This is a genomic window from Actinomadura fulvescens (genome assembly GCF_039533225.1).
Lineage (GTDB): Bacteria > Actinomycetota > Actinomycetes > Streptosporangiales > Streptosporangiaceae > Spirillospora > Spirillospora fulvescens.
This window is the reverse complement of the sequence record NZ_BAAATD010000002.1, coordinates 110,451-135,672: the sequence shown is the minus strand read 5'-3', so window position 1 is coordinate 135,672 and position 25,222 is coordinate 110,451. Positions and strand designations below refer to the sequence as shown.

At 69.9% G+C, this 25,222-nt stretch carries 25 protein-coding genes and 1 pseudogene; 18 read left to right on the top strand and 8 right to left on the bottom strand.

Going from position 1 to position 25,222, the window contains the following annotated elements:
- Nucleotides 1-234 precede the first annotated feature (234 nt).
- From ABD333_RS07670 to ABD333_RS07625, 10 genes are all read left to right on the top strand, one after another.
- The gene (locus tag ABD333_RS07670; protein WP_344539109.1) at nucleotides 235-1,311 is read left to right on the top strand and encodes a radical SAM/SPASM domain-containing protein; all 1,077 of its coding nucleotides are present in this window, start codon (nucleotides 235-237) and stop codon (nucleotides 1,309-1,311) included.
- Complete coding sequence (locus ABD333_RS07665) at nucleotides 1,265-1,549, top strand: PqqD family protein (RefSeq protein ID WP_344539107.1); 285 nt, start codon at nucleotides 1,265-1,267, stop codon at nucleotides 1,547-1,549. Before ABD333_RS07670 ends, ABD333_RS07665 begins: the two co-directional genes overlap by 47 nt.
- A gap of 96 nt (nucleotides 1,550-1,645) precedes the next feature.
- A complete protein-coding gene (locus ABD333_RS07660; RefSeq protein ID WP_344539105.1) occupies nucleotides 1,646-1,831 on the top strand; it encodes a hypothetical protein in 186 nt (61 codons plus the stop codon).
- Nucleotides 1,819-2,121, top strand: a complete 303-nt coding sequence (locus ABD333_RS07655; protein ID WP_344539103.1) for a PqqD family protein — start codon at nucleotides 1,819-1,821, stop codon at nucleotides 2,119-2,121. The genes ABD333_RS07660 and ABD333_RS07655 overlap by 13 nt, the downstream gene beginning before the upstream one ends.
- A 15-nt stretch (nucleotides 2,122-2,136) precedes the next feature.
- Entirely contained in the window at nucleotides 2,137-3,288 is a 1,152-nt protein-coding gene (locus ABD333_RS07650; RefSeq protein ID WP_344539101.1) for a radical SAM protein, read from the top strand.
- A 30-nt stretch (nucleotides 3,289-3,318) separates the two neighbouring features.
- Nucleotides 3,319-4,413 carry a radical SAM protein gene (locus ABD333_RS07645; protein ID WP_344539099.1) on the top strand — a complete coding sequence of 365 codons (1,095 nt, stop codon included), beginning with the start codon at nucleotides 3,319-3,321 and terminating at the stop codon, nucleotides 4,411-4,413.
- On the top strand, nucleotides 4,392-4,736 hold the full coding sequence (locus tag ABD333_RS07640) for a PqqD family protein (protein WP_344539097.1): 345 nt from the start codon (nucleotides 4,392-4,394) through the stop codon (nucleotides 4,734-4,736). The genes ABD333_RS07645 and ABD333_RS07640 overlap by 22 nt, the downstream gene beginning before the upstream one ends.
- The gene (locus ABD333_RS07635; RefSeq protein WP_344539095.1) at nucleotides 4,684-5,166 is read left to right on the top strand and encodes a GNAT family N-acetyltransferase; all 483 of its coding nucleotides are present in this window, start codon (nucleotides 4,684-4,686) and stop codon (nucleotides 5,164-5,166) included. The genes ABD333_RS07640 and ABD333_RS07635 overlap by 53 nt, the downstream gene beginning before the upstream one ends.
- Nucleotides 5,148-6,377 (top strand): cyclophane-forming radical SAM peptide maturase AmcB, encoded by a 1,230-nt coding sequence (gene amcB, locus ABD333_RS07630; protein ID WP_344539093.1) that lies wholly within the window; start codon nucleotides 5,148-5,150, stop codon nucleotides 6,375-6,377. Before ABD333_RS07635 ends, amcB begins: the two co-directional genes overlap by 19 nt.
- A gap of 229 nt (nucleotides 6,378-6,606) precedes the next feature.
- On the top strand, nucleotides 6,607-7,203 hold the full coding sequence (locus tag ABD333_RS07625; protein ID WP_344539091.1) for a helix-turn-helix domain-containing protein: 597 nt from the start codon (nucleotides 6,607-6,609) through the stop codon (nucleotides 7,201-7,203).
- A 133-nt stretch (nucleotides 7,204-7,336) separates the two neighbouring features.
- Here the strand turns inward: ABD333_RS07625 and ABD333_RS07620 are convergent.
- Both ABD333_RS07620 and ABD333_RS07615 read right to left on the bottom strand, forming a co-directional pair.
- Nucleotides 7,337-7,399 (bottom strand): annotated as a pseudogene (locus tag ABD333_RS07620) (XRE family transcriptional regulator); the annotation flags it as partial.
- 440 nt (nucleotides 7,400-7,839) lie between these two features.
- Complete coding sequence (locus tag ABD333_RS07615; RefSeq protein ID WP_344539089.1) at nucleotides 7,840-8,697, bottom strand: alpha/beta fold hydrolase; 858 nt, start codon at nucleotides 8,695-8,697, stop codon at nucleotides 7,840-7,842.
- Between the two features lie 149 nt (nucleotides 8,698-8,846).
- On the opposite strand from ABD333_RS07615, the gene ABD333_RS07610 reads away from it, so the two are divergent.
- The 6 genes from ABD333_RS07610 to ABD333_RS07585 all read left to right on the top strand — a co-directional run bounded on the left by ABD333_RS07610 (nucleotide 8,847) and on the right by ABD333_RS07585 (nucleotide 16,885).
- Complete coding sequence (locus ABD333_RS07610) at nucleotides 8,847-10,208, top strand: aspartate aminotransferase family protein (protein WP_344539087.1); 1,362 nt, start codon at nucleotides 8,847-8,849, stop codon at nucleotides 10,206-10,208.
- A gap of 76 nt (nucleotides 10,209-10,284) precedes the next feature.
- Nucleotides 10,285-11,823, top strand: coding sequence for a glycoside hydrolase (locus ABD333_RS07605; protein ID WP_344539085.1), 1,539 nt, complete (start codon nucleotides 10,285-10,287; stop codon nucleotides 11,821-11,823).
- Nucleotides 11,824-12,133: 310 nt separating this feature from the next.
- Nucleotides 12,134-13,675, top strand: coding sequence for an alkaline phosphatase family protein (locus tag ABD333_RS07600; protein WP_344539083.1), 1,542 nt, complete (start codon nucleotides 12,134-12,136; stop codon nucleotides 13,673-13,675).
- 60 nt (nucleotides 13,676-13,735) lie between these two features.
- Nucleotides 13,736-15,001 (top strand): MFS transporter, encoded by a 1,266-nt coding sequence (locus ABD333_RS07595; RefSeq protein ID WP_344539081.1) that lies wholly within the window; start codon nucleotides 13,736-13,738, stop codon nucleotides 14,999-15,001.
- A complete protein-coding gene (locus ABD333_RS07590; RefSeq protein ID WP_344539079.1) occupies nucleotides 14,998-16,011 on the top strand; it encodes a hypothetical protein in 1,014 nt (337 codons plus the stop codon). The genes ABD333_RS07595 and ABD333_RS07590 overlap by 4 nt, the downstream gene beginning before the upstream one ends.
- A 73-nt stretch (nucleotides 16,012-16,084) precedes the next feature.
- Nucleotides 16,085-16,885: an SAM-dependent methyltransferase gene (locus ABD333_RS07585; RefSeq protein ID WP_344539077.1), complete on the top strand. Its 801-nt coding sequence runs from the start codon at nucleotides 16,085-16,087 to the stop codon at nucleotides 16,883-16,885.
- A 12-nt stretch (nucleotides 16,886-16,897) separates the two neighbouring features.
- On the opposite strand, the gene ABD333_RS07580 is transcribed toward ABD333_RS07585, so the two are convergent.
- Together ABD333_RS07580 and ABD333_RS07575 are read right to left on the bottom strand one after the other, a co-directional pair.
- Nucleotides 16,898-17,449, bottom strand: coding sequence for a YceI family protein (locus tag ABD333_RS07580; protein ID WP_344539075.1), 552 nt, complete (start codon nucleotides 17,447-17,449; stop codon nucleotides 16,898-16,900).
- Nucleotides 17,450-17,518: 69 nt separating this feature from the next.
- Nucleotides 17,519-18,007 carry an Lrp/AsnC family transcriptional regulator gene (locus ABD333_RS07575; protein ID WP_344539073.1) on the bottom strand — a complete coding sequence of 163 codons (489 nt, stop codon included), beginning with the start codon at nucleotides 18,005-18,007 and terminating at the stop codon, nucleotides 17,519-17,521.
- A 105-nt stretch (nucleotides 18,008-18,112) separates the two neighbouring features.
- Between ABD333_RS07575 and ABD333_RS07570 the strand changes: the two genes are divergently transcribed.
- Nucleotides 18,113-19,321 (top strand): MFS transporter, encoded by a 1,209-nt coding sequence (locus ABD333_RS07570; RefSeq protein WP_344539071.1) that lies wholly within the window; start codon nucleotides 18,113-18,115, stop codon nucleotides 19,319-19,321.
- Between the two features lie 69 nt (nucleotides 19,322-19,390).
- Entirely contained in the window at nucleotides 19,391-20,638 is a 1,248-nt protein-coding gene (locus ABD333_RS07565; RefSeq protein WP_344539069.1) for a YibE/F family protein, read from the top strand.
- A 176-nt stretch (nucleotides 20,639-20,814) separates the two neighbouring features.
- On the opposite strand, the gene ABD333_RS07560 is transcribed toward ABD333_RS07565, so the two are convergent.
- From ABD333_RS07560 to ABD333_RS07545, 4 genes are all read right to left on the bottom strand, one after another.
- Nucleotides 20,815-21,621, bottom strand: a complete 807-nt coding sequence (locus tag ABD333_RS07560) for a glutamate ABC transporter substrate-binding protein (RefSeq protein ID WP_344539067.1) — start codon at nucleotides 21,619-21,621, stop codon at nucleotides 20,815-20,817.
- 84 nt (nucleotides 21,622-21,705) lie between these two features.
- A complete protein-coding gene (locus ABD333_RS07555) occupies nucleotides 21,706-22,491 on the bottom strand; it encodes a bestrophin-like domain (RefSeq protein ID WP_344539065.1) in 786 nt (261 codons plus the stop codon).
- Nucleotides 22,492-22,566: 75 nt separating this feature from the next.
- The gene (locus tag ABD333_RS07550) at nucleotides 22,567-23,832 is read right to left on the bottom strand and encodes a cytochrome P450 (RefSeq protein WP_344539064.1); all 1,266 of its coding nucleotides are present in this window, start codon (nucleotides 23,830-23,832) and stop codon (nucleotides 22,567-22,569) included.
- A gap of 182 nt (nucleotides 23,833-24,014) precedes the next feature.
- Entirely contained in the window at nucleotides 24,015-25,211 is a 1,197-nt protein-coding gene (locus ABD333_RS07545; protein ID WP_344539062.1) for a serine hydrolase domain-containing protein, read from the bottom strand.
- Nucleotides 25,212-25,222: the final 11 nt, after the last annotated feature.

Here is a 25,222-nt window from a genome sequence, read left to right as displayed (position 1 = left end):
GATGACACGGCTGTAGCAAGGTATGCCCGGCCTCAGTGTTCGACTCCCCTCCCGGGCTGTCAACGGTCGGCAGGGGCCGCGCGGCGCCCTGGCTCACGGCTGCCGACGACCGCCGTGAAGCTGGCATCGATGCGCCGCCCCATGGCACTGCGTCGCTCTTGTCGGTCATCGCCGTAGGTCGAAGCATGGACCTCGCGGACGCCCCGCGCGGAGCAGCGAAAGGGGACCAGGACCATGCGCGACACGATCAGCGAGAAGCGCGCCCGGGTCGACGACCGCCGTGCGGCAGGGCTGCTGCCGGAACGGTTCAAGTCCCCCGTCTACATGATGTGGGAGATCACCTACTCATGCCCGCTGCGGTGCGTCCACTGCTACAACTCCTCCGGATACTCGCCACCGCGCCATCTCGGTCACGACGACGCGATGAAGGTCGCCGAGCAGATCGCCGACGCGGAGGTGATGAGCATCTGCCTCACCGGCGGTGAGCCCAACCTGCACCCCGCCTACTACGACGCCTCGCGCGTGCTGAAGGAGGCAGGCGTCAGCATCGGAACGCCGACGAGCGGATGGAACATGACGCCGGAGACGGCCGACGTTTACGTCGAACTGTTCGACACCGTCCAGGTGAGCGTGGACGCGGGACGGGCGGAAACGCACGACGCCATCCGGGGGCGGAACCGTTCGTTCCAACGCGCCATGGCGGCGCTCCGGATGCTGAACGACGCGGTGGAGCGGTCGAAGAGCCACAAGACGCCCAACCTCTGCCTGGCGTACGTCGCCAACAGGCGAAACATCGATGAGTTCGTCGAGCTGACCGACCAGGTCGCCGACATCTCCCGCCTGACCGAGATCAGGCTCCAGGCCCAGGTCCCCTCGGGCCGGGCCCGGGAGCTGGGGCTGGGGCTGACCGATGCCGACCTCGAACGGCTCCAGCAGCTGGCCATCCGGCAGACCCTCAAGCACGGGATCCTCGTCAACGCCGGCGACCCGACCGGGCACCTGAAGAAGGCGGTTCTCGGCTGGCCCTGGGAGTACGCCGTGATCGACCCCTACGGCGACGTCCGGTTCAGCCCGTGGCTTCCGGGGCGCATGGGCAATGTGCTCGAAAGCAGCCTGCAGGAGGTCTGGGACGCCGGCCTCGGAGATCTACACCGCGACCCGGACATGGTCGAGCTCCTTTCGAGGATCAGGACGGTCAACGACATCGGCGACGTCACCGAGGAGCTGGAGAGCAGGTACGGATCGTTCGGAGGAGGTGACGCCCGTGCACGCCGCGACGGTGCCCCAGTGGTCGGTTCCGCTGCGCATTAGACGCGACAACGGCGGTGTGGTCATGGTGCTGAACTACGAGACCCAGACCGTCTTCTTCCTCAACGCGCTCGCGGCCGACGTGCTGGAGAGCATCGACGGGATCAAGACGATGGAGGATCTGACCCGGCTGTTCCAGCAGCGCCACCCGTCCGTCGACCTCACGGTCGTCGAGCGGGACGTCGAGTCCATCGTCAGCAAGTTCGTCGCCGAGGGAACGGTGGTGCTGGGCACCTGCTGACCACCCAGCCGCCTTTGGAGAAGGGCCCTGACGAGAAGAAGGCACTGAAGACACTGAAGAAGAGTCGATAGGGAGCCGAGCGAAGGAAGGCCAGACATGACAACGGACGAAACGCGACCGGAGAACCCTGAGGAGGAGCGGGGCGAGGCCTACCAGGCACCGGCCATGCTGCGGATCTCAGGTGCCGACGACGCCGAGATCGGCATCGCTGTCGCGATCGTGGTCGCCGCCGCGTGGGGCATCGGCATCGGCATCGGCTGGGGCTGGGGATGGAGCAACTGAACGGCGGCGTAGGCGCCGGCGCGCAGACCTTCCGTCTTGCCAAGGGCGTGCGCTTCCGGCGGGAGAACTTCGGTGGGCTGATGTTCCAGCGCCCCGTCGCGGTCATCTACGGCCTGACGTCCAGCGCGTGCCGGACGCTGGAGCTCTGCGACGGCACGCGGGACGTCGAATCGGTCGTCACCCAGATGTCCGACGAATACCGCGTGTCCAAGGAGTTGGTGGCCGAGCACGTGAACGCGTTCCTCGGTGAGCTCAGGGCACGCGGATTCGTCGAGCTCACGGCCCAGTGAGGAGGCTGGCAGCGGATGAGACTCGAAGGCATCTCCGATCTCCTCGGCGAGGAGGGCACGTTCAGCATGGGCAAGCACGCGCTGCGCGCGCCGCTGTCGGTGCTCATCGAACTCACCTACGCATGCAACCTGCGGTGCAAGCACTGCATGTCGGACGACCATGGCGCGGCCTACACCCCGAACGAGAAGAGCCTCCTCAAGATCATTGAGCGGGAGCTGCCGACCACGGAGATGAAGGGCGTCCTGGACCAGCTCGCCGAGGCCGGAGTCTTCACGCTCTTCCTCTCGGGCGGCGAGCCGATGGTGCACCCCGACTTCTTCGAGATCACCGAGTACGCGTACGACCGTGGCTTCTACATCTGCCTGCTCACCGCGGGAACTCTCATCGACGAGGACAACATCGAACGGCTGAAGGCGTGCGTCAACAAGGTCGAGGCCAACCTGGACGCGGCCAAGGCCGAGGTCTACGACTACTTCAGGGGCGTCAAGGGCGCCTACGACTGGACCATCCGTGGCATCAAGACCCTGGTCGCGCACCAGGTGCCGATGCGGCTGAACGTCACGCTGACCCGGGTGACCTATCCGGAGCTGCCGGCGATTCTCGAGCAGGCATACGCGCTGGGCGTCCGGGAGGTCGTCGCGGTGCCGCTGCGGCCGGCGGGGCGCGCCCTGCTCTTCAAGGAGAAGCTCGACTACGGTCCCGAGGAGTACTTCGAGTGGGTCCAGGGGCTGCGCAAGCTCAAGCAGGCCCTTCCGCAGGACATGCTCTTCGCGTTCGAATACGACTACAGCATCCAGGCCATGGCGGACCCGTACAAGGTCATGCCGTCGAGCGGCGCGGGCCGGATCCACTGCACGATCACGCCGACCGGGAAGGTGAAGCTGCAGCCCGAGACGCCGAACACGCCGGAGTGGATCGCCGGTGACCTGCGCAGAGATCGGTTCACTGATATCTGGCAGAACGCTCCGATCTTCCGTTCGGTCCGCGACCCGGAAGCGCCGACCTTCAAGAAGTGCCCGCTACGGATGTGCATGGGCGGGTGCCTGGTGCGCGCCGCCGCGGAGCACGGGGAGCTGTTGGGCGGGAAAGACCCGTACTGCCCGTACTGCAGCGAGCACGTCGGCGAGGAGTGGTTCGAGGCGGCGAAGAAGTACGCCAGTCGGTAGTACGCCAGTCGGCAGGAGGACACCGGCGTCATGGTGAACGACGTGCGGCCGGGTGCGTTCCCGGATTTCATGGCGACCGACCTGGTGATCCCGAGCGTGCGCGCCTGCGAACTGCCGAACGTGGCGGAGCTGGAGGCCAGGGGCGTCCTGCCGCCGTACTTCGCCGCCCCACTCTTCGTGGTGTGGGAGGTCACCGGCCGGTGCCCCCTCGACTGCCCGTTCTGCTACAACGACTCGCCGCGCCGGACGCACGAGCTGACCACGGTCGAACTCCTCCAGGTGGCCGACCAGCTCGCGGCCATGCGGGTCTTCGGCGTCTACCTCACCGGAGGCGAGCCGTTCATCCGCCGTGACCTGGAGAAGGTGATCGAACGGCTCGCGGCCAGGGGCGTGCTCGTCGGCGTCGTGACGAGCGGCTGGTCGATGAGCCCCGCGCTCGCCGGCTTCCTGGCGGAACGGGTGGCGTCGGTGAGCGTCAGCATCGACGCGGGATCGGCCGGGCCGCACGACGCGATCCGGCGGCGCGCGGGCTCCTTCGATCGGGCGCTGCGGACCATCGGGCTCCTGCGCGGCGCCGGGCTGAAGGACACCTATGTCGCCGCGACGATCGGCGCGACCAACGTGGGCGAGATCGACGCCCTGGTCGAGCTGTGCCTGCGCCTGGGCGTGCGGGCGCTCCGCCTGACGCCCGTCATTCTCACGGACAAGGGCACGCTCGGGTCATGGCGGCCCGCCGAGCGCGCGGATTACGAACGAGTGGGACGCGAACTCGGTGCGTACGCCTCGGCTCTGGCGCCCGAACTCGCCATTCAGTGGGTGGACCCCAGCGGTCACATCCGCTCCGGACGACTGCTGGGGCGAGTCCAGGTGCTGCGGATCACGGCCGAAGGGCACCTGGCGATCTCGCCGTACCTGCCGTACGTCCTCGGCAACCTGCGGGAGACCGGCATCCAGGAGTGCTGGGACCAGGGTCTGCGCGTGGCATGGCGGCATCCTCGGATCCGGGCCGCCATCGCCGACATCGACTCGATCCACGACCTCAACGAGGTCGGCTGCGCCGATCCGACCTTCACCCGACTGGATCCCAGGGAGGCCGACGCGGCGTGTTCTCCGACGATGTTGTGATCGACAAGTGCCCCGGTGTGGCGTACCGGCCCGACGGGCCGGAGGGCCGCCACGCCGCCGTGATCTCCTACCGGGGCGGGACCGTCCGCCTCCTCAACCCGCAGGCGGCCGAGATCTTCCTCGCCTGCGACGGTCACCGGTCACTTGCCGAGATCCGCGAGCTGCTCGCGGCCAAGTACACGGTTCCCCTCGACGTCCTGCACGGGGACCTGCTGTCGACGGTCTCGATGTTGATCGAGGCCGAGTTCTGCTTCGTTCGTGGAGGTGAGAGTGAGTACGCCGCGGTTGACGGTCCGGATGGGCGTCAGGGACGACGTCAATGAGGTCTTCAAGCTCATTGACGACACCGAGTTCGGGTCCGAGGAGGGCTACGTCCGCAACGTCTACCGGACGCTCCCGGACATGAACAAGAGGGTGCTCGGCGGGCTGGAGACGCTGTTCGTGGCGTTCGACGAGGCGGGCGAGCTGGTCTCGGCGGTCTCGGTCACCCGGCGGCCCGAGCCCGGGAACGCCTCGATACCGATGGTGGTGACGGCCGTGGACAAGCGGAAGCAGGGATACTGCACCGCCCTCCTGGACTTCACCATCAAGACCCTGGCCGAACTGGGATTCCGGAAGGTCTTCGTGACCTGCCCGTTGGACAACGTCGCGCTGCAGGGTGCCCTCGTGCGTTCGGGGTTCTCCGTTGAAGGCCAGATCAACGACGTATACGGCTCCGGTGGCCACGCGGTGATGTGCGGCCGCCAGATCTGAGGTCCATCTTGTACGGCGGGTATTTCAGCACGGAGTTCCAGTCCTTGGTGCTCCAGAACACCAGCCTGTGCAATCTGGACTGCGCGTACTGCTATCTCCCCGACCGCCACACGCGCAGGGATATGCCGCCCGCAGTGGCGCGCGCCGTGGCCCAGAGCATCGGCGCCCAAGCCGGGGCTTGGCCGGTCGAGGTGGCATGGCACGCCGGCGAACCGCTGACCATGCAGCCTTCCGGTTTCCGCGAGTTGCTGGATGAATTCGAGCATCTGCGCCAGTCGGGAATGGTCGCGCATCGAGTGCAGACCAACGCGACGACCATCGACCCGTACTGGTGCGACCTGCTGAACGCGTACGACGTCACGGTCGGCGTCAGCGTGGACGGGCCGGCCTGGGCGAACGAGAATCGGCGCGACCGTTCCGGACGGCCGACACATGAGCGCACCATGCACGGGATCGCGACACTTCGTGAGGCCGGGGTGCGCGTCTCGGCGATCTGCGTGGTGTGCCCCGAGAACGCGGGCAGCCCCGGCGAGCTGGTGGACTTCTTCGACGGCCTGGGCCTGCGGTGGGTGAACTTCAATCTCGAAGAGCGCGAGGCGGCGAACCTGAATCGCACCGGGCTGTCGATGGCAGCAGCGATCGATTTCTGGCGAGGCGTCATCAGGAAGAAGCTCGCGGGTTCGGGTCTGCGCGTCCGACAGCTCGAGTCGCTTCTCGGCTACCTCGCCGCGGCCAGGTTCGGCCGGAAACGGCCGTGGGCCGCGGCGCAGCGAGAGCCGGTGCCGAGCGTGTCATGGAAGGGAGACGTGGTGCTGCTCTCGCCCGAGCTGGTCGATGTCGCGGCGCCACAGTATGAGAATTTCATCGTGGGCAACGTCCTTCGGCAATCACTCCCGCAGATCCTCGCCGCCGCCGGCCGAGTCCGATACGTGGCGGAGTTCGTCGAGGGCCTGAACGCGTGCCGCGAGCAATGCTCCTTCTTCGCCTTCTGCCGCGGGGCTCAGGCCGGGAACAGGTACTTCGAGCACGGCACATTCGCGGCGACCGAGACCGATCACTGTAGGAACACCCGCCAGGCGCTGGTGGTCGCCCTGGCATCGGAGGTCGGCTGTAGTGATTGGCCGGACCCGTTGGGCCACCTGGAGCGTTCACGGTCCGAAGCGCTGGAAGAACTCATGATGAGCGCCCTGAATGACCTACAGCGTACCTGAGTTATCCAGCGACTCAAAGATCTTGCTGTGCAGGTCTTGACAATTGCTATATGTGGGATTGGATGCAGTGAAAGGAGGCGTTCTGCCGTCCCCCGCCCAGACTCGACGATAATTGCATCAATAGCTACCTTGTGTACCGACTCCGCTACATGCGCAAATGGGGGCCCAGCGGCGGGAGGGCGTCGGGGGTCTTGGCTGCCCGAATCTCGGCCGGGAGGAGCTTCCATTGATGCCGGTTGCGATTGTTGATCCGCTCCCCGCATTCCGGGTCGGACTGGCCACGGAGCTGACGAAGGTCGGGTTCACCGTGGAAGACCCAGAGGACCTGGAGGCCTGGCTGCGCGACAAGGGCCGGCGTTCCCTGATCTTCACTGCCGGTGAGGGCGACGGCCACCTCAGGTTGCTGCGCCGGGAGAACCCCGACCTCGTTATCGTCGCACTCGTCACCAGGCTCGACCCCACGGCGTTCGGAACGTACATCAAACTCGGCTGCCACGGAGTCGTGGATCGCGCCGCCGTTCCGCGAGCCATTCTGGCAGCCTTGGAACTGGCCGTGTTCAGCCACTGCGCAGTCCCTCACGAAATCGCCCAGAAGATTGTCGCCCACATCCCCGACAGCCGGGTGTCAGGCCTCCCCATCGAGCACATCGAATGGCTGCGCATTCTCGCCGCCGGAAGTACCGTGGCGGAACTGGCCAGACGCGTCGGTTACTCCACCCGTGAAATGCACCGGCTCCTGGCGAAAATGTACTGTGAGCTCGGCGTGAAGGGTCGTACGGAGGCGCTGATCCTTGCCAGCCGACACGGCCTCCTCTTGGAAACTTAGCTGCCACCCTCCGCCACCAACGGAGCTCTTGAGTCGAGGGGTCGGGCGTGCTTGGCCTTGTCGCCTTGGGGCCGTAGATGTGGAGGATCTCTGCGGGGTGGTCACCGCTTGGGCCGAACCAGTGTGGTTCGGTCGTGTCGAACTCGGCGACGTCACCGGGACGAAGTGTCAGTTCGCGTTCGCCTAGGACGAGCAGCAGTTCTCCGGCGAGAGTCGCGCGTGGAGCGGCCTCGCCGGCTCGATGGGGCCGGGCAGTTGCTGTTGACGGTCGTGGTCGGCGGCTCGGTGGCCGTGCTGATCGAGGGGCCGCATCTCGGGTGGGCCTCGGTGGGGTGATCTTCGGTTACGTCGTCGTCGCTGTTGGCGTCGTCCCTTTCGGGTGGCTTGAGGTGCGGCGTACCGAGTCGCTGGTCGACCCCCGGCTCTTCCGGCGGCCGCCCTTCGCCGCTGTGGTCGGCGCGATCGTGGTCTTCGTCGCCTTCAGTGCGACGCTGGTGCTCAACACGCTCTACCTGCAGCACGCCCGAGGCATGACCCCGCTGGACGTCGGGCTCGTTATCGCCATGTTCGCCCCGGCCGCTGGTCGGCAACGGCAGCCGCCTGCCGGAGAACGGAAGAGGTGCGGGTGGGCAGGGGTTAGGACAGCCAATCTAGGATGCGGCGGTTGACGTCCTGGGGGCGTTCCAGTTGGAGGAAGTGGCCCGCGTCGGGGACGATCTCGGCGCGGGAGCCGGGCGGGAGATGGGTCAGGACGGTGTCCGGATCGGCCACCCCGGGACCCAGGCAGCCGTCCTGGACGCCGTGCAGGTAGAGGACGGGGCGTTCGCCCGTGGTCGAGGCCGAGGTCTGTTCGGCGGCGTACCTCTCGATCAGGCGGGACGGGTCGAGCATCGCGCGGTAGTAGCCGATGGCCGCGGCGATGTTGTCGGGGGTCGAGAGGCAGTCCATGACGTGGCCGATGTCTTCGGACGCGTTGTAGCCGGGTGACCAGTCGCGCCAGAGGCCTTCGATGAACGAGCGGTCCAGTGCCATCTCGGCGAGCGGTGTCTGGAAGAGGAAGATGTAGAAGGAGCGCTTCAGCTGTTCGTAGCTGAAGAACGCGCCCATCATCGCGTTCACGGGTGGGACGGCGAGGGTGACGGCTCTGCGCCACCGGTCGGGGGCGTAGGCGGCGGCGCCGTAGGTGGCGAACGCGCCCCAGTCGTGGCCGATGATGACGGCGTCGGAGCCGCCGTTCAGGGCCTCGTGGAGGGCGATGGCGTCTGCGGCGAGGGCGCCGCTCTGGTACGCGCCGTCGGCCGGGACGCCGGTGGGCGCGTAGCCGCGCATGAACGGGGCGACGGCGCGATAGCCGGCCGCTGCCAGCTCGGGCAGCAGGTGGCGCCAGGTGTGCGCCGAGTCCGGGAAGCCGTGCAGGCACAGGGCCAGGGGTCCGTCTTCGGGGCCGGCCGAGAGGTACGCGAAGTCCAGCCCGTTCGCCTTGATCACTTCCATGCCGTGACCTTACTCCCCGGTGGGGGTGCCGAAGGCGACGAAGATCGCGCTTGAGCTTCGAATATCGGGGCTTAGCTACATGATTGCAGCTGATTCCGTTGTCATCTAGCATCGTTACAACTGGATCACTCGCCACAGGGAAGTGTGCAATGGACCCGACGCAGAGAGCGGCCCGCGACCACCTCTGGATGCACTTCGCCCGCCACTCGGTGTACGAGGACGGCGGCGAGGTGCCGATGATCGTCCGCGGTGAGGGCGCCTACATCTACGACGCCCAGGGCCGCCGCTACCTCGACGGGCTCTCCGGGCTCTTCGTGGTCCAGGCCGGGCACGGCCGCGAGGAGCTCGCGCAGGCCGCCGCCAAGCAGGCCGCCGAGCTGGCGTTCTTCCCGCTCTGGTCGTACGCCCACCCCAAGGCCGCCGAGCTCGCCGAACGGCTGGCGGGGCTGGCGCCGGAGGGGCTTGACCGCACGTTCTTCACCACGGGCGGCGGGGAAGCCGTCGAGAGTGCCTGGAAGCTCGCCAAGCACTACTTCAAGCTCACCGGCAAGCCGGCCAAGCACAAGGTGGTCAGCCGGTCGGTGGCCTATCACGGCACCCCGCACGGCGCGCTGTCGCTGACGGGGCTGCCGGGCATCAAGGCGCCGTACGAGCCGCTCGTGCCGAGCGCGTTCCGCGTGCCCAACACCAACATCTACCGGGCGAACGAGCACCGCGACGATCCCGAGGCGTTCGGACGGTGGGCCGCCGACCGGATCGAGGAGGCGATCCTCTTCGAGGGCCCCGAGACGGTCGCCGCGGTCTTCCTGGAGCCGGTGCAGAACGCGGGAGGCTGTTTCCCGCCGCCTCCCGGCTACTTCCAGCGGGTACGGGAGATCTGCGACCGGCATGACGTGCTGCTGGTCTCTGATGAAGTGATCTGCGCGTACGGGCGGCTGGGCTCGATGTTCGGCTCGGAGAAGTTCGGCTACCGGCCCGACATCATCACCTTCGCCAAGGGCATCACCTCGGGCTACTCGCCGCTGGGCGGGATGCTCGTGAGCGACCGGCTGTTCGAGCCGTTCAAGCGCGACCAGGAGATGTTCGCGCACGGCTACACGTTCGGCGGCCATCCGGTGTCGGCCGCCGTCGCGCTCGCCAACCTCGACCTGTTCGAGCGGGAAGATCTGCTCGGGCACGTGCGACGGAACGAGGGCGCGTTCCGCTCGACGCTGGAGAAGCTCCACGATCTGCCGATCGTCGGCGACGTCCGCGGCGACGGGTACTTCTACGGGATCGAGCTCGTCAAGGACAAGGCCACGCGCGAGACGTTCGACGACGACGAGAGCGAGCGGCTGCTGCGCGGCTTCCTCGACAAGGCGCTGTACGAGGCGGGCCTCTACTGCCGCGCCGACGACCGCGGCGACCCCGTCGTCCAGCTCGCGCCGCCGCTGATCTGCGACCAGTCGCACTTCGACGAGATCGAGCAGATCCTGCGGTCCGTCCTCACCGAGGCCTGGGCTCGCCTTTAGACGGCGCGGAGACACCCCGCTGGTACATTCCGCCACTCCCCGAGACAGGGCCAAGGCCCAGGCAAGGAGTGGCGGAATGGTTACCCGGCGGCAGGTGCTCGGCGCGGCGGCGGTCGGCGCGGCGTCCTCGGCGATCGGCGGCATCGCCTTTCCGGCGGCGGCGAACGCCGCGTACACGACCAGGATCAATCCGCGGAACAGATTCAACCACTGGGACGGCTGGGGCGCGTCCCTGTCCTGGTGGGCGACCGTCTTCGGCACCGACGACGCGCTCGCGGACCTCTTCTACACACGTCAGGCGGTCAAGCACCCGAGCCTGCCGAAGACCCTGGACGGGCTCGGGTTCAACATCGTTCGCTACAACGTCGGCGCCTGTACGTGGGAGCCGGTCGGGCAGCAGCGGCAGCGCATGGTCGAGTCGCGCAACATCAGGCGCCGCAAGCAGATCGAGGGCTACTGGCTCAACTGGGACAGCGCCGATCCCGCCTCGCCCAGCTGGCGCTGGACCGCCGACGCCAAGCAGCGGGCGATGATGCAGAAGGCGCGTGCCCGCGGCGCCGACCTCTTCGAGTTCTTCTCGGTGTCGCCGCTCTGGTGGATGTGCGCCAACTGGAATCCGTCGGGCGCCGCGGACGGCGGCGACAACCTGCAGAGCTGGAACCACCGGCAGCACGCCGTGTATCTCGCGACGGTGGCGAAGTACGCCGAGGACAACTGGGGCATCAACGTCACCTCGCTCGCACCGTTCAACGAGCCCATCTCCAACTGGTGGAAGGCGGACGGGCCGCAGGAGGGCTGCCACGTCGGCCGGGCCGTCCAGCAGTCGGTCATCGGCCATCTGCGCACCGAGCTGGACAACCGTGGTCTCACCGCCCTGACGATCGCCGCCTCCGACGAGAACCGCTACAGCGAGGCGACGGCGACCTGGAACTCCTTTCCGGCGGCGACGAAGGCCAAGGTCGGGCGGGTCAGCACGCACGGCTACGACTACGGCGACGGAGGTAGGGCACGCAGCGCGCTGCGGGGCGCCGTGGGCAACGGCCAGATCTGGCAGAGCGAGTACGGCGAGGGGCACGACCACGGCCTGAACCTGGCGTACAGCGTCAGCCTCGACATGCACTACCTGCGTCCCAAGGCGTGGTGCTACTGGCAGCCGGTCGACAGCCAGACCTGGGGCTTGGTCAAGTCGTCCTACGACGACACGGTCACGCCCGAGAACCCGTACGGCACCCGGAACGGCACGATCCTCGGCGTCAACAACAAGTACTACGTGCTGGCCCAGTACACCCGCCACATCCGGCCCGGCATGACGATCATCGATGGCGGCGACCAGGCGACCGTCGCCGCCTACGACGCCCCTCGCAAACGCCTTGTGCTGGTGACGGTGCGCGGCGACACGTTCCAGCGCGTCACCTACGACCTCAGCCTGTTCGCGACCGTGGGCGGCGCCGCGGGCGGAACGGTGCGCCGCTGGACGACCGACGCCGACTCCGGCGGCGTGATCGGACGCCAGTACGCGCGGGAGGGCGACGTCAAGCTGACCGACAAGTCGCTGACCGTGGACCATCAGGCGGAGACCATCACGACCCTTGAGATCGACAACGTCGTGGCCTGACCAGGCCCTGACCGGGGAAGGCCCTGGCCGGGGAGGCGCACGGCCGCCTGGCTCTATGCCGGGCCGGCATGGAAGCCATCAGCAACCGGCTCGGCCGCCTTCCTTGCCCGCCCTCGCCGGGCGGGGTCTACTCCAGGTCAGCCCTGCGGCCATGGGACGGATGCAGTGGCGAGGCTCTCCCCGACCACCTCGCCGATCCGTATGGCGGAGCCCGGACGCCAGGCGATCACCGCTCCACGTCCGGAGCCGGGTCCGGTCCTTCGGCGGGCCCGGTTCCACGGGAGAGAGCCCTACAGGAAGAAGGGTCATCGTGCCGATACGGTCCGTTCCATCTCCGAACCCCGGCCGCCCGGGCCACCCCGGCCACCCTGGCGGCCACCCCGGCCATCCCGCCGCGCTCCGCGGGCCGCGCGGGTTCGCGGCGGCCTGCGCCGCGACGCTGCTCCTCGCCGCCACGTTCGTCGGGCTCGGCTCCGGCGACGCCCGTTCCGTCGCCACGAACGCCACGGCCAATGCGAGCGCGAGCGCGAACGCCGCGCCGCCCGCCTACGACCACGTCGTCATCGTGATGGAGGAGAACCGCGACGACGCCGAGATCACCGCGGCCGCCGCCCCGTACATCGACCAGCTCCGCCGCGGCGGAGCCTCGCTCACCGAGATGTACGGGATCGTGCACCCGAGCCAGGGCAACTACTTCGCGCAGTTCCACGGCAAGGTCGAGGGCCAGCTCGACCAGTGCCCGGTGCCCGGCTCGCCGTTCAACCGTCCCAACCTGGCGTCCAAGCTGATCGCGGCGGGCCGGACGTTCGGCGCGTACATGCAGGGCTACCCGGGCAACCGCAACACCTGCTCCAGCGGCAACTACGTGCAGCGGCACGCCCCGTGGCTCACCTTCAGCAACGTCCCGGAGAGCACGTTCCACACCGACGCCGAGTTCCCGACGAACTTCGCCACGCTGCCTACGGTCTCCTACGTCATCCCGGACAATGCCAACAACATGCACAGCGCCTCGGTCACCCAAGGCGACACCTACCTCAAGAACAAGCTGAGCGCGTACGCCGAGTGGGCCAAGAGCAACAACAGCCTGCTCATCGTGACGTGGGACGAGTCGCAGATCTTCAACTCGGTGAACGACATCGAGACGGTCTTCTACGGCGCGCACGTCAAGCCCGGCGAGTACGGCCCGTCCAACCCGAGCGTCGGCAAGGACAACCACTACAACATGCTGCGCACGCTGGAGGACATGTACGGGCTCGCGCACCACGAGGGCTCGGTCAACGCCACGCCGATCACCGCCCCGTTCGGCACCGTGACGCCCGGCGAGCTCGCCCTCGCCCAGCCGCCCGACCAGACCACGCCCGCCGGTCAGCAGGGCAGCCTCCAGCTCCAGGCCTCCGGCGGCACCCCGCCGTACGCCTACAGCGCCACGGGCCTGCCGGCCGGGTACAGCATCAACGCCTCGACCGGCCTGATCTCCGGTACGAGCTCGGCCGCGGGTGCCTCCACCGTGACGGTCAAGGTCAGGGACTCGGCGAGCCCGGCCAAGGAGGTCAGCAGGACGTTCACCTGGACGATCGGCGGCGGCCCGGGCGGCGGCTGCAAGATCGGCAACCCCGGCGACCAGAGCTACAAGGTCGGTGCCAAGGTGGACCTGAAGTTCACGGCGACCGGCTGCACCGGCACGCCCGCCTACACCGTCACCGGCAGACTGCCGTACGTGTTGTGGGCCTCCGGTGACACGATCTCCGGAACCGTCTACCAGACCGGTACCTTCCCGGTGAGCGTGACCGTCCGGGACGGCGCCGGCACCACGAGCACGGCCGACTTTAAGATCACCGTCAACTGGTTCTAGCCGGTCGACGGCCCGGGAGGGGCGACCGGTCGACGGTCCGAAGGGGGGTGAGGGGTAGCCGTGTACCTGTCGACGGCGCGCGCCACCGACACCGCGAAGGGCGTCGAACGCGACCGGATGCGCGACTCCGCCGCCGTCCGGGCCGTTCCGGCGAACGTCGTCGTCCTCGGCACGGTCAGCCTGCTCACCGACGTGTCGGCGGAGATGGTCACCGCGGTCCTGCCGATGTACGTGGTGGTCCAGCTCGGGCTGAGCCCGCTCGCCTTCGGGCTCCTGGACGGGCTGTACGGCGGCGTCACCGCGCTGATCCGGCTCGTCGGCGGGCACGCCGCCGACCGGGGGCGCCGCCACAAGCTCGTCGCGGGGCTCGGGTACGGCCTGTCGGCCGCCGCCAAGCCGGTGCTGCTCCTGGTGTCGACCGTGCCGGGGATCGCGGCCGTGCTCGCGGTCGACCGTGCGGGCAAGGGCCTGCGGACCGCGCCGCGCGACGCGCTGATCTCGCTGTCCGCCGCGCCCGGCGACCAGGGCCGCGCGTTCGGCGTGCACCGCGCCATGGACACCGCCGGGGCGCTGCTCGGCCCGCTCGTCGCGTTCGGGCTCCTGTGGGCCGCCGCGGACGCCTACGACGCGGTCTTCGTGGTCAGCGGTTGCATCGCCGTGGCGGGTCTGCTGGTGCTGGTGCTCTTCGTTCACCGGCCGCCCGGTGAGGGGCCCGTCGCGGAGGCACGGCCGTCGATGCGGGCGGCGCTCGGGCTGCTGCGGATCGGCGCCATGCGGCGGATCTGCGGGTGCGCGGCGTTGCTCGGGCTCGTGACCATCAGCGACGCGTTCGTCTTCCTGATCGTCCAGAAGAAGCTCGACCTGGCGCCGCAGTGGTTCCCGCTGCTGCCGCTCGGCACGGCCGCGGGCTTCCTCCTGCTGGCCCTGCCGCTCGGCCTCCTCTCGGATCGGATCGGGCGGTGGCCGGTGTTCGTCGGCGGGCACGCCGCGCTCCTCGGGGCGTACGCGCTGCTGCTCTCCCCCGCCGGGGGCACCGGCATGATCGTCGGTGTGCTGGTGCTGCACGGGGCCTTCTACGCGGCGACCGACGGGGTCCTGATGGCGGCGGCCGGGCCGCACCTGCCCGCGGGCCTGCGCGCCAGCGGCCTCGCACTCGTCCAGACGGGACAGGCCGCCACCCGCTTCGTCGCGTCGGTGGCGTTCGGGGCCGCGTGGACGATGTGGGGCGTGACTCCGGCGATCACCGTCGCGGCCGTCGCCCTGACCGTCTCCGCCGCCGTCGCCCTCGTCCTGCGTCCTGGTGCCGCCGAGGAGGCGCCCGCATGAGCACTGCCGCCCGTGTGCGCATCCTGGTCGCCGCGATCGCCGCCCTCACAGCCGTCGCGGTGGCCTACACCTTGCACGCGGCAGGGCGTACGGACGCTCGCGACAAGGCTCGCCCCGGCGGACCGGCCGTGGTCAAGGGCACGTTCGACCTGACCGGACGCCAGCGGATCCTCTTCCGCAACATGGCGTGGGGGCCGCAACGCGACCACCTCGCCTCCGTGCCGCTGGACGGCACGGGCGGCGCGCGCACGACCATGCCGCTCACCTGCTACAAGTTCCATGCCGCGGGTGGCACGGGGGTGTGCGTGCAGGCCAGGCGCGGCCCCGTCAACACGTTCTCGGTGCTGATCCTCGACTCGCGGCTGCGGGAGCTGCGGCGGTACGCGGCGGGCGGCGGGCCGAGCCGGACGAGGGTCTCCCCCAGCGGCCGCATGGTGGCGTGGACGGTGTTCGTGAGCGGCGACTCCTACGCCGGTGTGAACTTCTCCACCCGCACGGCCATCGTCGACACCCGCACGTGGACGCTGCACCGCAACATGGAGGAGTTCCGGGTCATCAAGGACGGCAGGCCCTACCGTTCGGTGGACGTCAACTTCTGGGGGGTCACGTTCGCCGACGACGATCTCTTCTACGCGACGATGGCCACCAAGGGAAAGACCTACCTCGTTCGTGGAAACGTCTCCACCCGGACGGTGCGGACGCTCAAGGAGAACGCCGAATGCCCGTCGGTGTCGCCCGACGGCACGCGCGTCGCGTTCAAGCACCGCGTCAAGGGCGACCGGTCGGCCCTGCCCTGGCGGCTGCACGTGCTGGACCTGCGCACGATGAAGGAGACCGCGACCGCCGAGACCCGGCCGCTGGACGACCAGGTCGGCTGGCTGGACGACCGGACGCTGATGTACGCGATCCCGGCCGAGTACGAATCGGACCAGTACCGCGTGCCCGCCGACGGCACGGGTTCACCGGCCCTCCTCATGAAGGCCGCCCAGGTCCCCGCCGTCCTTCGCTGAGATCGTCACCCTTTTCGGTCTGGCATAACTTCCGTTCTGCCATAAGTTTGGCTTTATCGGCGGAGGAGGCCACATGACCAGCGGGCAAGACCCCCAGATCGACACCACCCGACCGCACTCGGCGCGGATGTGGAACTACTGGGTCGGCGGCAAGGACAACTATCCGGTCGACCGTGAGGTCGGCGACAAGGTGATGGAGATCTTCCCCAACATCATCGAGGTCGCCCGGCACTCCCGGGCCTTCCTCGGCCGCGCCACGCGGTACCTGACCGAGCAGGCGGGGATCCGCCAGTTCCTCGACATCGGAACGGGCCTGCCCACGCACGACAACACCCACGAGGTGGCCCAGCGGGTCGCGCCCGAGAGCCGCATCGTGTACGTGGACAACGACCCGCTGGTGCTGGTGCACGCCCGCGCCCTGCTCACCAGTTCCCCGGCGGGCGCGACCGACTACATCGACGCCGACGTGAAGGACCCGCAGAAGATCCTCGACGGCGCGGCCAAGACCCTGGACTTCGACCGCCCGATCGCGCTGATGATGCTGGGGATCATGGGGAACGTGATCGACGACGACGAGGCGTCCGGCATCGTCCGGCACTTCCTCGACGCCCTGCCCTCGGGCAGCTACATGGCGCTCAACGACGGCACGAGCGTGGTCCACGGCTCGCAGCGCGACGAGGCCATCAAGGCCGCCAAGGAGCGCGGGATGCCCCCGTACGTCTCACGTACCCCCGAGCAGATCACCCGGTTCTTCGACGGGCTGGAACTGGTGGAGCCCGGCGTGGTGACGGTGTCGCGGTGGCGGCCCGAGGCGATGCCGTTCGGGGAGCCGCCCGAGGTCGACGCGTTCTGCGGCCTCGGGCGCAAACCCTGATCCCGCCGCTCCTCAGGGCTCGATGAACTCCATGTCGAGAGAGATCTTGACGACGTCGCCGAGCATGCCGGGGGCGAACTTCAGGCCGAAATCGCTCCGGCGGATCTCGCCGGTGGCCTCGAACCCGGCATGCCGGCTCCCGTCCATGGCGTTCTCGACGACCCCGCCGAACTCGACCGCGAGCGTCACCGGCCGGGTGACCTCGCCGATGGTCAGGTCGCCGGTCATGATCCAGTCCTCGCCCTGACCGCTGATCTCGGTGGACCGGAACGTCATCGACGGCCGGCGCTCGACGTCGAGCAGGTCGGCGGAGCGGACGTGCGCGTCCCGGTCGGCGTTGCCGGTGTCGATCGAGGCGAGCGAGATCGTGGCGGTCACGGCGGAGTCGGCCAGGTCCGCGCCGACGACGAGGCCGGCCTCGAACTCCTTGAAGGTGCCCCGGACCTTGGAGATGCCGAGGTGCCGGATGGAGAACCCGACCGCCGAGTGGAACGGGTCGAGCCGCCAGTCTCCGGCCTTCAGCGGAAGCTCGGTCGTGGTGGTGTTGTTCGCGTTGGAAGTCATGGCTCCACGGTGTCGCGGCCCGTGGACGCCAGGGAGGCCGTGTCGAGACTGGCCCCGTCAGGGCCAGTCTCAGCTCCAGCCGGCGGACGAGGTGACCGGGCGGGTGTCCGGCTCGGCCGGCTCGACGGCGCGGCCCTCGTACGGGGTGGAGAGGACGACGTGGGAGTTCATCTCGCCGTGGTCGCCGAGCCGTTCCAGCAGGCCTTCGAGGTGCCGCATCGAGGCCACCCGGACCTTCAGCATCGAGCACCAGTTGCCGCTGAGCTTGTGGATCTCGGTGACCTCGGGAAGGTCGCCCGAGGCTGTGGTCCTGAGCAGGCAGCGGCCGTGGGCGCAGCGCATCTGGACGAACGCGGTGAGCGGCAGCCCGACCCGGGCGGGGTCGATCCGCGCCTGGTAACCCGCGATCACGCCCGCCTCCTCCAGCCGCCGGACCCGCTCGGCGACGGCGGGGGCGGAGAGGTTGATCCGCTGGGCGAGCCGGTTGAACGAGAGCCGGCCGTCCCGCTGGAGTTCGGCGATGATCCGCCAGTCGGTCTGGTCGAGGGGCCTGTCCATCTGGAAAGCCTTCCGCGTCTTTTTCCTTCCAAACTAGAGCCCGTCGTCCCGGAAGACCAGTCATCGCCCATTCCAGGACGACTTTCGGGTTTCTAGCGTTAAGGCATGACCAAGGTGGATGCGGACCTCAGGTCCGGTGCCCGGGCAGCGGCCCGGCCGATCACGCGTGCCCGGGCGATGACGGCGCTCTGCTCGGGCTCGGCCATGATGAACGCGGCGATGGCGGCCTCCAGCGCGACGAGCACTCTCGTGGCCGGTGAACGGCTGGGCGCCGGCTGGGGCGGCGTTCCCAACACGGCGGGCATCGTGGGCACCGGCGTCGGCGCGCTCGCTTTGACCTGGCTGATGAACCGGCGGACCGCGCTGATCGTCGGCTACGCGGTGGCGGCGCTCGGTGCCTGCCTCGGGGTCGTCGCGGTCGCCGGTGACGATGTGCTCGGGCTGAGCCTCGGGATGGTGCTGCTCGGCCTCGGCAACGCGGGCGCGCAACTCTCCCGCTATGGCGCGGCCGAGTTGTATCCGCCGGAGCGCCGCGGCACCGCCATCGGCATCGTGGTCTGGTCCGCGGCCGTCGGCGCGGTCGGCGGCCCGCTCCTGATGGACCCCTCGGGGAACGTGGCGGACGGCCTGGGGCTGGTGCCGTTCGCCGGGCCGTTCCTCCTCGCCGCCGTCGCCTGCGTGATCGCCGCCGTCGCCTCGTTCCGGACGCCGGTGGGCGAGATCGTGACGTCGGCCGTGCCGCCGCGCGCGCTGATGGGCACGCCGGCGGCCCGTTCGGCACTGACGGTCATGGCGACGGCGCAGGTCGTGATGGTCGCCGTCATGACCGCGGCCCCGCTCCACCTGCACCTGCACGGCCACGGCCTGGCCGCGGTGGGCCTGGCGCTCTCGGCGCACACGCTCGGCATGTTCGCGCTGTCGCCGATCACCGGGCGGCTGCTCGACCGCTTCGGCCCGCCGCCGGTGACCCTGGCGGGCCTCCTCACGCTCGCCGGCTCGTGCGGGCTGGCCGCGCTCGGACCGGACGGCGTCCAGCTGCCCGCGCTGTTCCTGCTGGGGTACGCGTGGAATCTGTGCTTCGTGGGCGGCAGCGCCCGCCTGGCCCGCGACGTTCCCCCGGCCGACCGGCCGCACGTGGAGGGCGCGGTGGACGCGGCCGTGTGGACGCTCGCCGCGGTCGCGAGCCTGCTGTCGACGATCGTCCTGTCGGCGGGCGGCTACCGCGCCCTCGCCGGAGGCGCGTGCGCCCTCGCGGCTCTCGTCGCCGTTTCCACGTCCTTGATTTGTCGAGGGCGGAGGGGGCCGACACACTAATCAGCCTGAGCGCGCGGAAAGGCTGGGTGCGCGGAAAGGCTGGGTGTGGGCGCGAACCATTCGCACGACATGACGGTGCCGGAGTCGCCGAGATCGGTGAGGGTCGCCGTGCTGGCCGTCATCGTGCCGGTGGCGGTCGCGACGCTGGCCGCGGTGCTGTTCCTGTGGCCGGACCAGCCGAAGGTCCCCGGCACGGAGCCGCTGAAGGAGCTCACCGGCACGGTCGTCGGGGTCGAGCTCAAGCCGTGCCCGAAGCCCGAACCCGGGACGGACGAGGACGGCGCCGGCGCGCGGCGGGCGGCGCCGACCGATCCGCGCCGCTGCGGCGACGCCAAGGTCAAGCTCACCTCCGGAGACGAGGCGGGCCGGGTGGTGGTCGCGCCGCTGCCCAGCGATCCCGGCTCGCAGCGTTACTCGGCCGGTGACGACGTCGAGCTCGTGCACCTGGCCGACTCGCCCGACGGCATCGCCTACCAGCTGTCGGACCATCAGCGGTCGGGCGCGCTCTGGCTGATCGGGGCGGCGTTCGCGCTCGCGGTGATCGCGTTCGGCCGCTGGCGCGGGGTGACCGCCCTGATCGGCCTGGCGATCACGTTCGTCCTGCTGCTCCGGTTCCTGATACCGGCGATCATGGAGGGCCGGCCGCCGCTGCTGGTGGCCATCGTCTGCGCTGCCGCGATCATGCTGGCGGTGCTGTACCTGACGCACGGGTTCACCATGCCCACCTCGATCGCCGTGATCGGCACCATCGCCAGCCTCAGCCTGACCGGCCTGCTCGCCACCGCCGCGATCAACCTGACGCATCTGGGCGGGCTCAGCGACGAGGACGCCCTCAACCTGGACCTGGCGTACCAGATCAACGGCCAGGGCCTGCTGCTCGCCAGCATCATCATCGGCTCGCTCGGCGTGCTGGACGACGTCACCGTCACCCAGTCCGTCACCGTGAACGAACTGGCCCACGCCAACCCGGCCTACCGTTTCGGCCAGCTCTACCGTGCCGCCGCCCGGATCGGCCGGGCCCACATCGCCTCGGTCATCAACACGATCATCCTGGCCTACGCGGGCGCCTCCCTGCCGCTGCTCCTGCTGCTCAGCGTCGCCCAGCAGCCCCTCGGCGACGTGCTGACGGCGCCCGCCATCGCCCAGGAGATCGTGCGCAGCGTCGCCGGGACCCTCGGCCTGATCGCCGCGGTCCCCATCACCACCGCCCTGGCCGCCCTGGCCCGCACGCGCGCCCACACCGACACCGACACCGACACCGACACCGACGATGACCACGCTTACGACGTGGACACCGTCGCGTCGGACGCGATCTAGGGCCTGGCTCACGGCCTTAGCCACGCACGCGAGCGCGCTACCTGACCTGCGGGCCCGAAGCCGGAGGCGAGGGCCCGCAGGTCAGATCGCGAAGCGATGTCGCGGTCGCCGCTTTGCGGTTCGGCTCGCGAGCCGCCAGGCGAGTGGGCCGAGGCCGCGAAGCCTGGAAACACTGTTTAGTCGCAGCCTTCGAACTGCGGCACCTCGATGATCGAGGGGTCCAGTCCCGTTCCGCTGAACCACCTGCGCACCAGCCGCTCGGCGGTGCCGTCCTGGTACATCTCGGTGATGGCCTTGTTGACGGCCTCGCAGCCGTCCGGGTCGCCCTTGCGCAGCCCGATGCCGGTGCGCTGCTCGGCGTACTGGGCGCTGACGAGCCGGACTCCCTTGCCCTCGCGCCTGACGAGCCCGGCGAGGATCACGTCGTTGGTGGTGAGGGCGTCCACCTGGCGGCCGCGGAGCAGCGCCATGCATCCGTCGTAGTCGTCGGCGTGCGTGATGCGCACGCTCACCCCGCGCATCGCGGCCACCTTCTGCGCGGCGTCCGTGCCGCGCACCGCGCAGATCCGCCGGCCGCTGAGGTCGCGGACGTTCTTGATCGCGGTGTCGTCCGAGCGCACCAGGAGGTCCTGGTACGACACGTAGTAGGGCCCGGCGAACGCCACCTCGTTCTTGCGGTCCGCCGTGATGGAGAACGTGGCCACCATCAGGTCGACCTCGCCCGAGAGCAGCTTGGGGATGCGGTCGGCCGCCAGCGCCTGGACGAACGTGACCTTGCGCCCCAGCCTCCCGGCGACGTACCGGGCCACGTCCACGTCGAACCCCTCGAACGTGCCGTCGGCCCGTTTCAGGCCGAGGCCCGGGAGGTCAGGCCGGACTCCGACCGTCCACGTCCGTTCGCGGAGAATCGATCCTTCCTCTGACGCGCCGCACCCGGCGCCCATCAGTCCGCCCAGCAGAAGGACGGTCGCCAGCAGCCGCATGTCTCCCCCAGCACCCCGTACGTGATCCTCACGATCATCCGGTTTCCGCGGCGGGAGTCAACCCCTAGGGAAGGCCCCCGGCGGTCAGCTAGGACGGCCGGTCTGGTCGCACGGCAGGCGGGCGCCCGGATAGGACGCGGCGTACTGCTCGCCGAGCTGCCGGCTCGCGGTCTCGATCGCCGTCGGCTCGACCGTGATCATTCCGGTGAACGGCAGCTCCATGTCGTAGATCAGCAACAGCATCAGCGCGAAGACACCGGTCACGGCCGACAGCGCGGCGAGATGAACGGCGCGCCCGCCCCCGGGGAGCAGGACCCCGTAACCGATCAGCGTGACCGCGAGCGCCACCAGGACCGCGATGTACACCCCCAGGGGTGTCTTGACGACCGATTCGCCGACCCGCCCGCGGCGTTCGTTGGCGCGCGCCTGGTCCGCCGAGACCAGCGGACGGAACGCGGCATGCCCGGACTCCGCCAGGGTCGCGAACTGCGTCTGTGCCCGGCCCGCCCAGTGGGACGGCTCCGACGACTGCGAACCGTCATCGATGATCCATTCGTGGCCCTGGACGGCCCGGCCGTAGCAGACCATCGCCGCCTGGATCGCCTGGCGCTGTGGCGGCGGAGCGTAGCCGGCCGTCTGGTAGAGGTTCTGGACGGCGTCGGCCTCGGCGGCGGCGTCGTCACGCGCGGCGTCGAACGACGCGGAGGCCTGGACGAGCATGAAGGCCAGCACGAGCGTGGTCAGCGTGAGCCCGGGCGTCACGAGGTCCTTGACCCCGATCCTCTCGTCGCCCGCGGCGAGCCTGCGCCGGCGCCAGCGGCCGGCGGCCAGTCCAGTCAGCACCGACGCCACCAGCACCACAACGATCATCACGGTGAACATGCCGCCCCCGAGCCGCGCCGCGATCAACGATCACTCACGGTACCGCGCCGATCACGCGGCGGATCATTCGCCCCGGCGTGCCACCTCGAACCGGAGCCGGAACGGCCCCAGGGTGCGCGGCAGGGGCCGGTCCGGCGACAGGCGTCGCCCGCCGGTCTGCCGGAAGGTGCGCCCGGCCAGCAGGTGGGCGAGGAACTGCGATGTCGTCAGCAGAACGAGGTTGCGCCCGGGGCACTCGCCCGGACCGCCGCTGAACGGGATCGCCGCCCAGCTCCTCCGCGCCGTCCCGTCCAGCCAGACGTCGGGCGCGAAGGCGTCCGCGTAGGGCAGCGTCTCCTCGTCCCGGTCGACGAAGGCCGTCGGGATCAGGAGCGCCGTGCCCGCTTCCAGCGTCCGGCCGTCCCAGTCGGTCTCGGTGGTGGAGTCCCGCAGGATGGCGAGCGTCGTCGGCCACAGCCGCACGGACTCCTGGACGCAGGCGCGCAGGAACGGCAGGTCCTGGGGCTCGGACAGATCCCGTCCCTCGATCTCCTCATGCGCCCGCCGGGCCTGTCCGGGGTGGGCGGCCAGCAGTGCGAGGGCGAGGTAGGCGGCCATGCCCGCGGGTTCGAAGGCGAACAACCACTGCGGCAGCTGGTCCTGTGGCCGGGTGCGTTCGGTGGCGGGCGTCGTGGCGACGAGCTCGGCGAGGCTGCCGGGTTCCGCCTCGCGCACGTACGCGTCGACGCGCCGCCGGAACTCCCGGTAGATCATCGGGCGGCGCGGCACGTACGCCCAGTTGGCCTCCATGCGCAGCCGGGTCAGCAGGTCGCTCACGCGGTCGTCGTCCCGGGCCGCGTCGCCCAGCACTACCCTGTGGATCACGCGCCACCACGCGACCCGGAAGTCGTCCCAGGTCAGCGTGTCGGCGTCGGCCATCAGCGTGGTCGCCTCCTCGGAGACCTTGGCCGCGATGGCGTCCCCGTGCCGGTGGACGGGCTTCGGGGTGTCCAGGACGGCCTCGTTGAACCGCCGCCGGTCGGCGCGTTCGGCACCCGACGAGGTCAGCAGGCCGTGCGGCTGGAAGTGCCAGAGCGCCGCCCGCTTCTCCAGGTTGGCCACGGCGAACGGCTCCGGCGATTCCTCCAGGACGCGCCGTACGTCGTTCTCGGCCAGGACGAGCGCCACCGACCGCAGCGGCAGCTTGAGACGCAGCGGTCCCGTACCGTACTTGGCCCGCATACGCCGGAGCAGACGGCCGGCCCTCCGGTCGGCGTCCACGGCCTCGGCAAGCGCCACCACCCTGGGCCGCCGCGCCAGAATCCCCCGCAGGACGGTGGGCACCAGCACCTGCGACGTTATCCGGAGACTGTCCACGGCCGAGGCCTGCGCCACCTCCCCTCGCGCCTGTCGTGTACGTTCCGCCGTCCGCGTCATCACGCCCCCCAAGGTTCACTTCGCTCTCGGAGGGCTTTCCCGGCCCTGAGATCACAAACGTGCCGCGACGATCAGGCTCGCGTTCGGGCAGATGATCACGCCAGGGCGGCGTAGACGGCTTCCACCAGGTGATACGCGCGCCGGTCGCCCGCGAAATGGTGCCCCATGAGGTTGGGGACGTAAGCGAGGGCGAGCTCGGCCTCCAGGTCGCCGAGGCCGATGGAGCCCCCGGCGCCGGAGTGGCCGAACGCGGAGGCGGCGGCGGGAAGGGGGCGCCCGAACGTGGACTCGGCCGGTTGGAAGCCCAGCCCGTACGCGGAGTCGACGACGATGACCCGGTCGGGTCCCCGCACCAGGCGGGTGGTCGCCTCGCGGAGCGTCGCCGGGCGCAGGATCAGGCCCGCGACGAGGTCGCGGTAGAAGGCGGCCAAGGCGGGGGCCGTGGTCACCATGCTCATCGCGGGCCAGCCGCCGGCGAGCATGACCGGGTCGTTGAAACCCTCGGCCTCGCGCGGGCTGACGTTGTAGAGGGCACGGTTGAGGGTGCTGCCGGGGTCGGCGAGGCTCACCGCGAGCCCGGCGAGGACGGCGGGATCGTAGGCCGCGGACCGGCCGGCGGCGGACCGGCCGGCGGCGTCGCCGGGCGTCATGCCCGCCTCGTCTTCGGTGGTCATGCGTGCCGCGCGGGCCAGCACGTCCGGCGGGGCGCCGATCCACAGGTCGAGGTCGCGGGCGAACTCCCGGCGGATGAACGTTCCGACCGAGCTACCGGCGTGGCGCCGGACGATCTCTCCGGCGAGCCAGCCGAACGTGACGACGTGGTAGCCGTGGGCCGTGCCCGGCTCCCATTCGGGGACCTGGCGTGCCAGCTCGGCGGCCATGGCGCCGTGGTCGGCCGCCTCGTCCACCGGCACGCGGCGGCCGAGCGCCGGGAGCCCGGCCTGGTGGGAGAGGAGCTGTGCCGGGGTCGTCGCCTCCTTGCCGTGCGCGCCGTACTCCGGCCACCAGGTCACCACGGACTCGTCGAGCTCGTACGCGCCGCGGTCGAGGAGCAGGAGCGCGGCGGTGGCGGTGACCGCCTTGGCGCAGGAGACCACGGGGCAGGGGGTGTCGTGGCGCCAGGGCCGCCCGGTGCGGTGGTCCGCCAGGCCGCCCCAGAGGTCCACGACGGGGCGGCCTGCGGCGTGGACGGCGACGGCGGCGCCGACCTCGCGGCCACGGGCGAGGTTGTCCTCGAAGACCTCGCGCACGGCCTTGAACGCCGGGTCGCAGTGGCCCTGCACCTCGCTCATCGGGGTTCCTC

Bases quoted from the DNA above. Each gene is read 5' to 3' on its own strand.
- ABD333_RS07670 (WP_344539109.1), top strand. From the start codon at position 235: ATGCGCGACACGATCAGCGAGAAGCGCGCCCGGGTCGACGACCGCCGT.
- ABD333_RS07660 (WP_344539105.1), top strand. From the start codon at position 1,646: ATGACAACGGACGAAACGCGACCGGAGAACCCTGAGGAGGAGCGGGGC.
- ABD333_RS07655 (WP_344539103.1), top strand. From the start codon at position 1,819: ATGGAGCAACTGAACGGCGGCGTAGGCGCCGGCGCGCAGACCTTCCGT.
- ABD333_RS07650 (WP_344539101.1), top strand. From the start codon at position 2,137: ATGAGACTCGAAGGCATCTCCGATCTCCTCGGCGAGGAGGGCACGTTC.
- ABD333_RS07645 (WP_344539099.1), top strand. From the start codon at position 3,319: ATGGTGAACGACGTGCGGCCGGGTGCGTTCCCGGATTTCATGGCGACC.
- ABD333_RS07625 (WP_344539091.1), top strand. From the start codon at position 6,607: ATGCCGGTTGCGATTGTTGATCCGCTCCCCGCATTCCGGGTCGGACTG.
- ABD333_RS07615 (WP_344539089.1), bottom strand. From the start codon at position 8,697: ATGGAAGTGATCAAGGCGAACGGGCTGGACTTCGCGTACCTCTCGGCC.
- ABD333_RS07610 (WP_344539087.1), top strand. From the start codon at position 8,847: ATGGACCCGACGCAGAGAGCGGCCCGCGACCACCTCTGGATGCACTTC.
- ABD333_RS07605 (WP_344539085.1), top strand. From the start codon at position 10,285: ATGGTTACCCGGCGGCAGGTGCTCGGCGCGGCGGCGGTCGGCGCGGCG.
- ABD333_RS07590 (WP_344539079.1), top strand. From the start codon at position 14,998: ATGAGCACTGCCGCCCGTGTGCGCATCCTGGTCGCCGCGATCGCCGCC.
- ABD333_RS07585 (WP_344539077.1), top strand. From the start codon at position 16,085: ATGACCAGCGGGCAAGACCCCCAGATCGACACCACCCGACCGCACTCG.
- ABD333_RS07580 (WP_344539075.1), bottom strand. From the start codon at position 17,449: ATGACTTCCAACGCGAACAACACCACCACGACCGAGCTTCCGCTGAAG.
- ABD333_RS07575 (WP_344539073.1), bottom strand. From the start codon at position 18,007: ATGGACAGGCCCCTCGACCAGACCGACTGGCGGATCATCGCCGAACTC.
- ABD333_RS07570 (WP_344539071.1), top strand. From the start codon at position 18,113: ATGACCAAGGTGGATGCGGACCTCAGGTCCGGTGCCCGGGCAGCGGCC.
- ABD333_RS07565 (WP_344539069.1), top strand. From the start codon at position 19,391: ATGACGGTGCCGGAGTCGCCGAGATCGGTGAGGGTCGCCGTGCTGGCC.
- ABD333_RS07560 (WP_344539067.1), bottom strand. From the start codon at position 21,621: ATGCGGCTGCTGGCGACCGTCCTTCTGCTGGGCGGACTGATGGGCGCC.
- ABD333_RS07555 (WP_344539065.1), bottom strand. From the start codon at position 22,491: ATGATCGTTGTGGTGCTGGTGGCGTCGGTGCTGACTGGACTGGCCGCC.
- ABD333_RS07545 (WP_344539062.1), bottom strand. From the start codon at position 25,211: ATGAGCGAGGTGCAGGGCCACTGCGACCCGGCGTTCAAGGCCGTGCGC.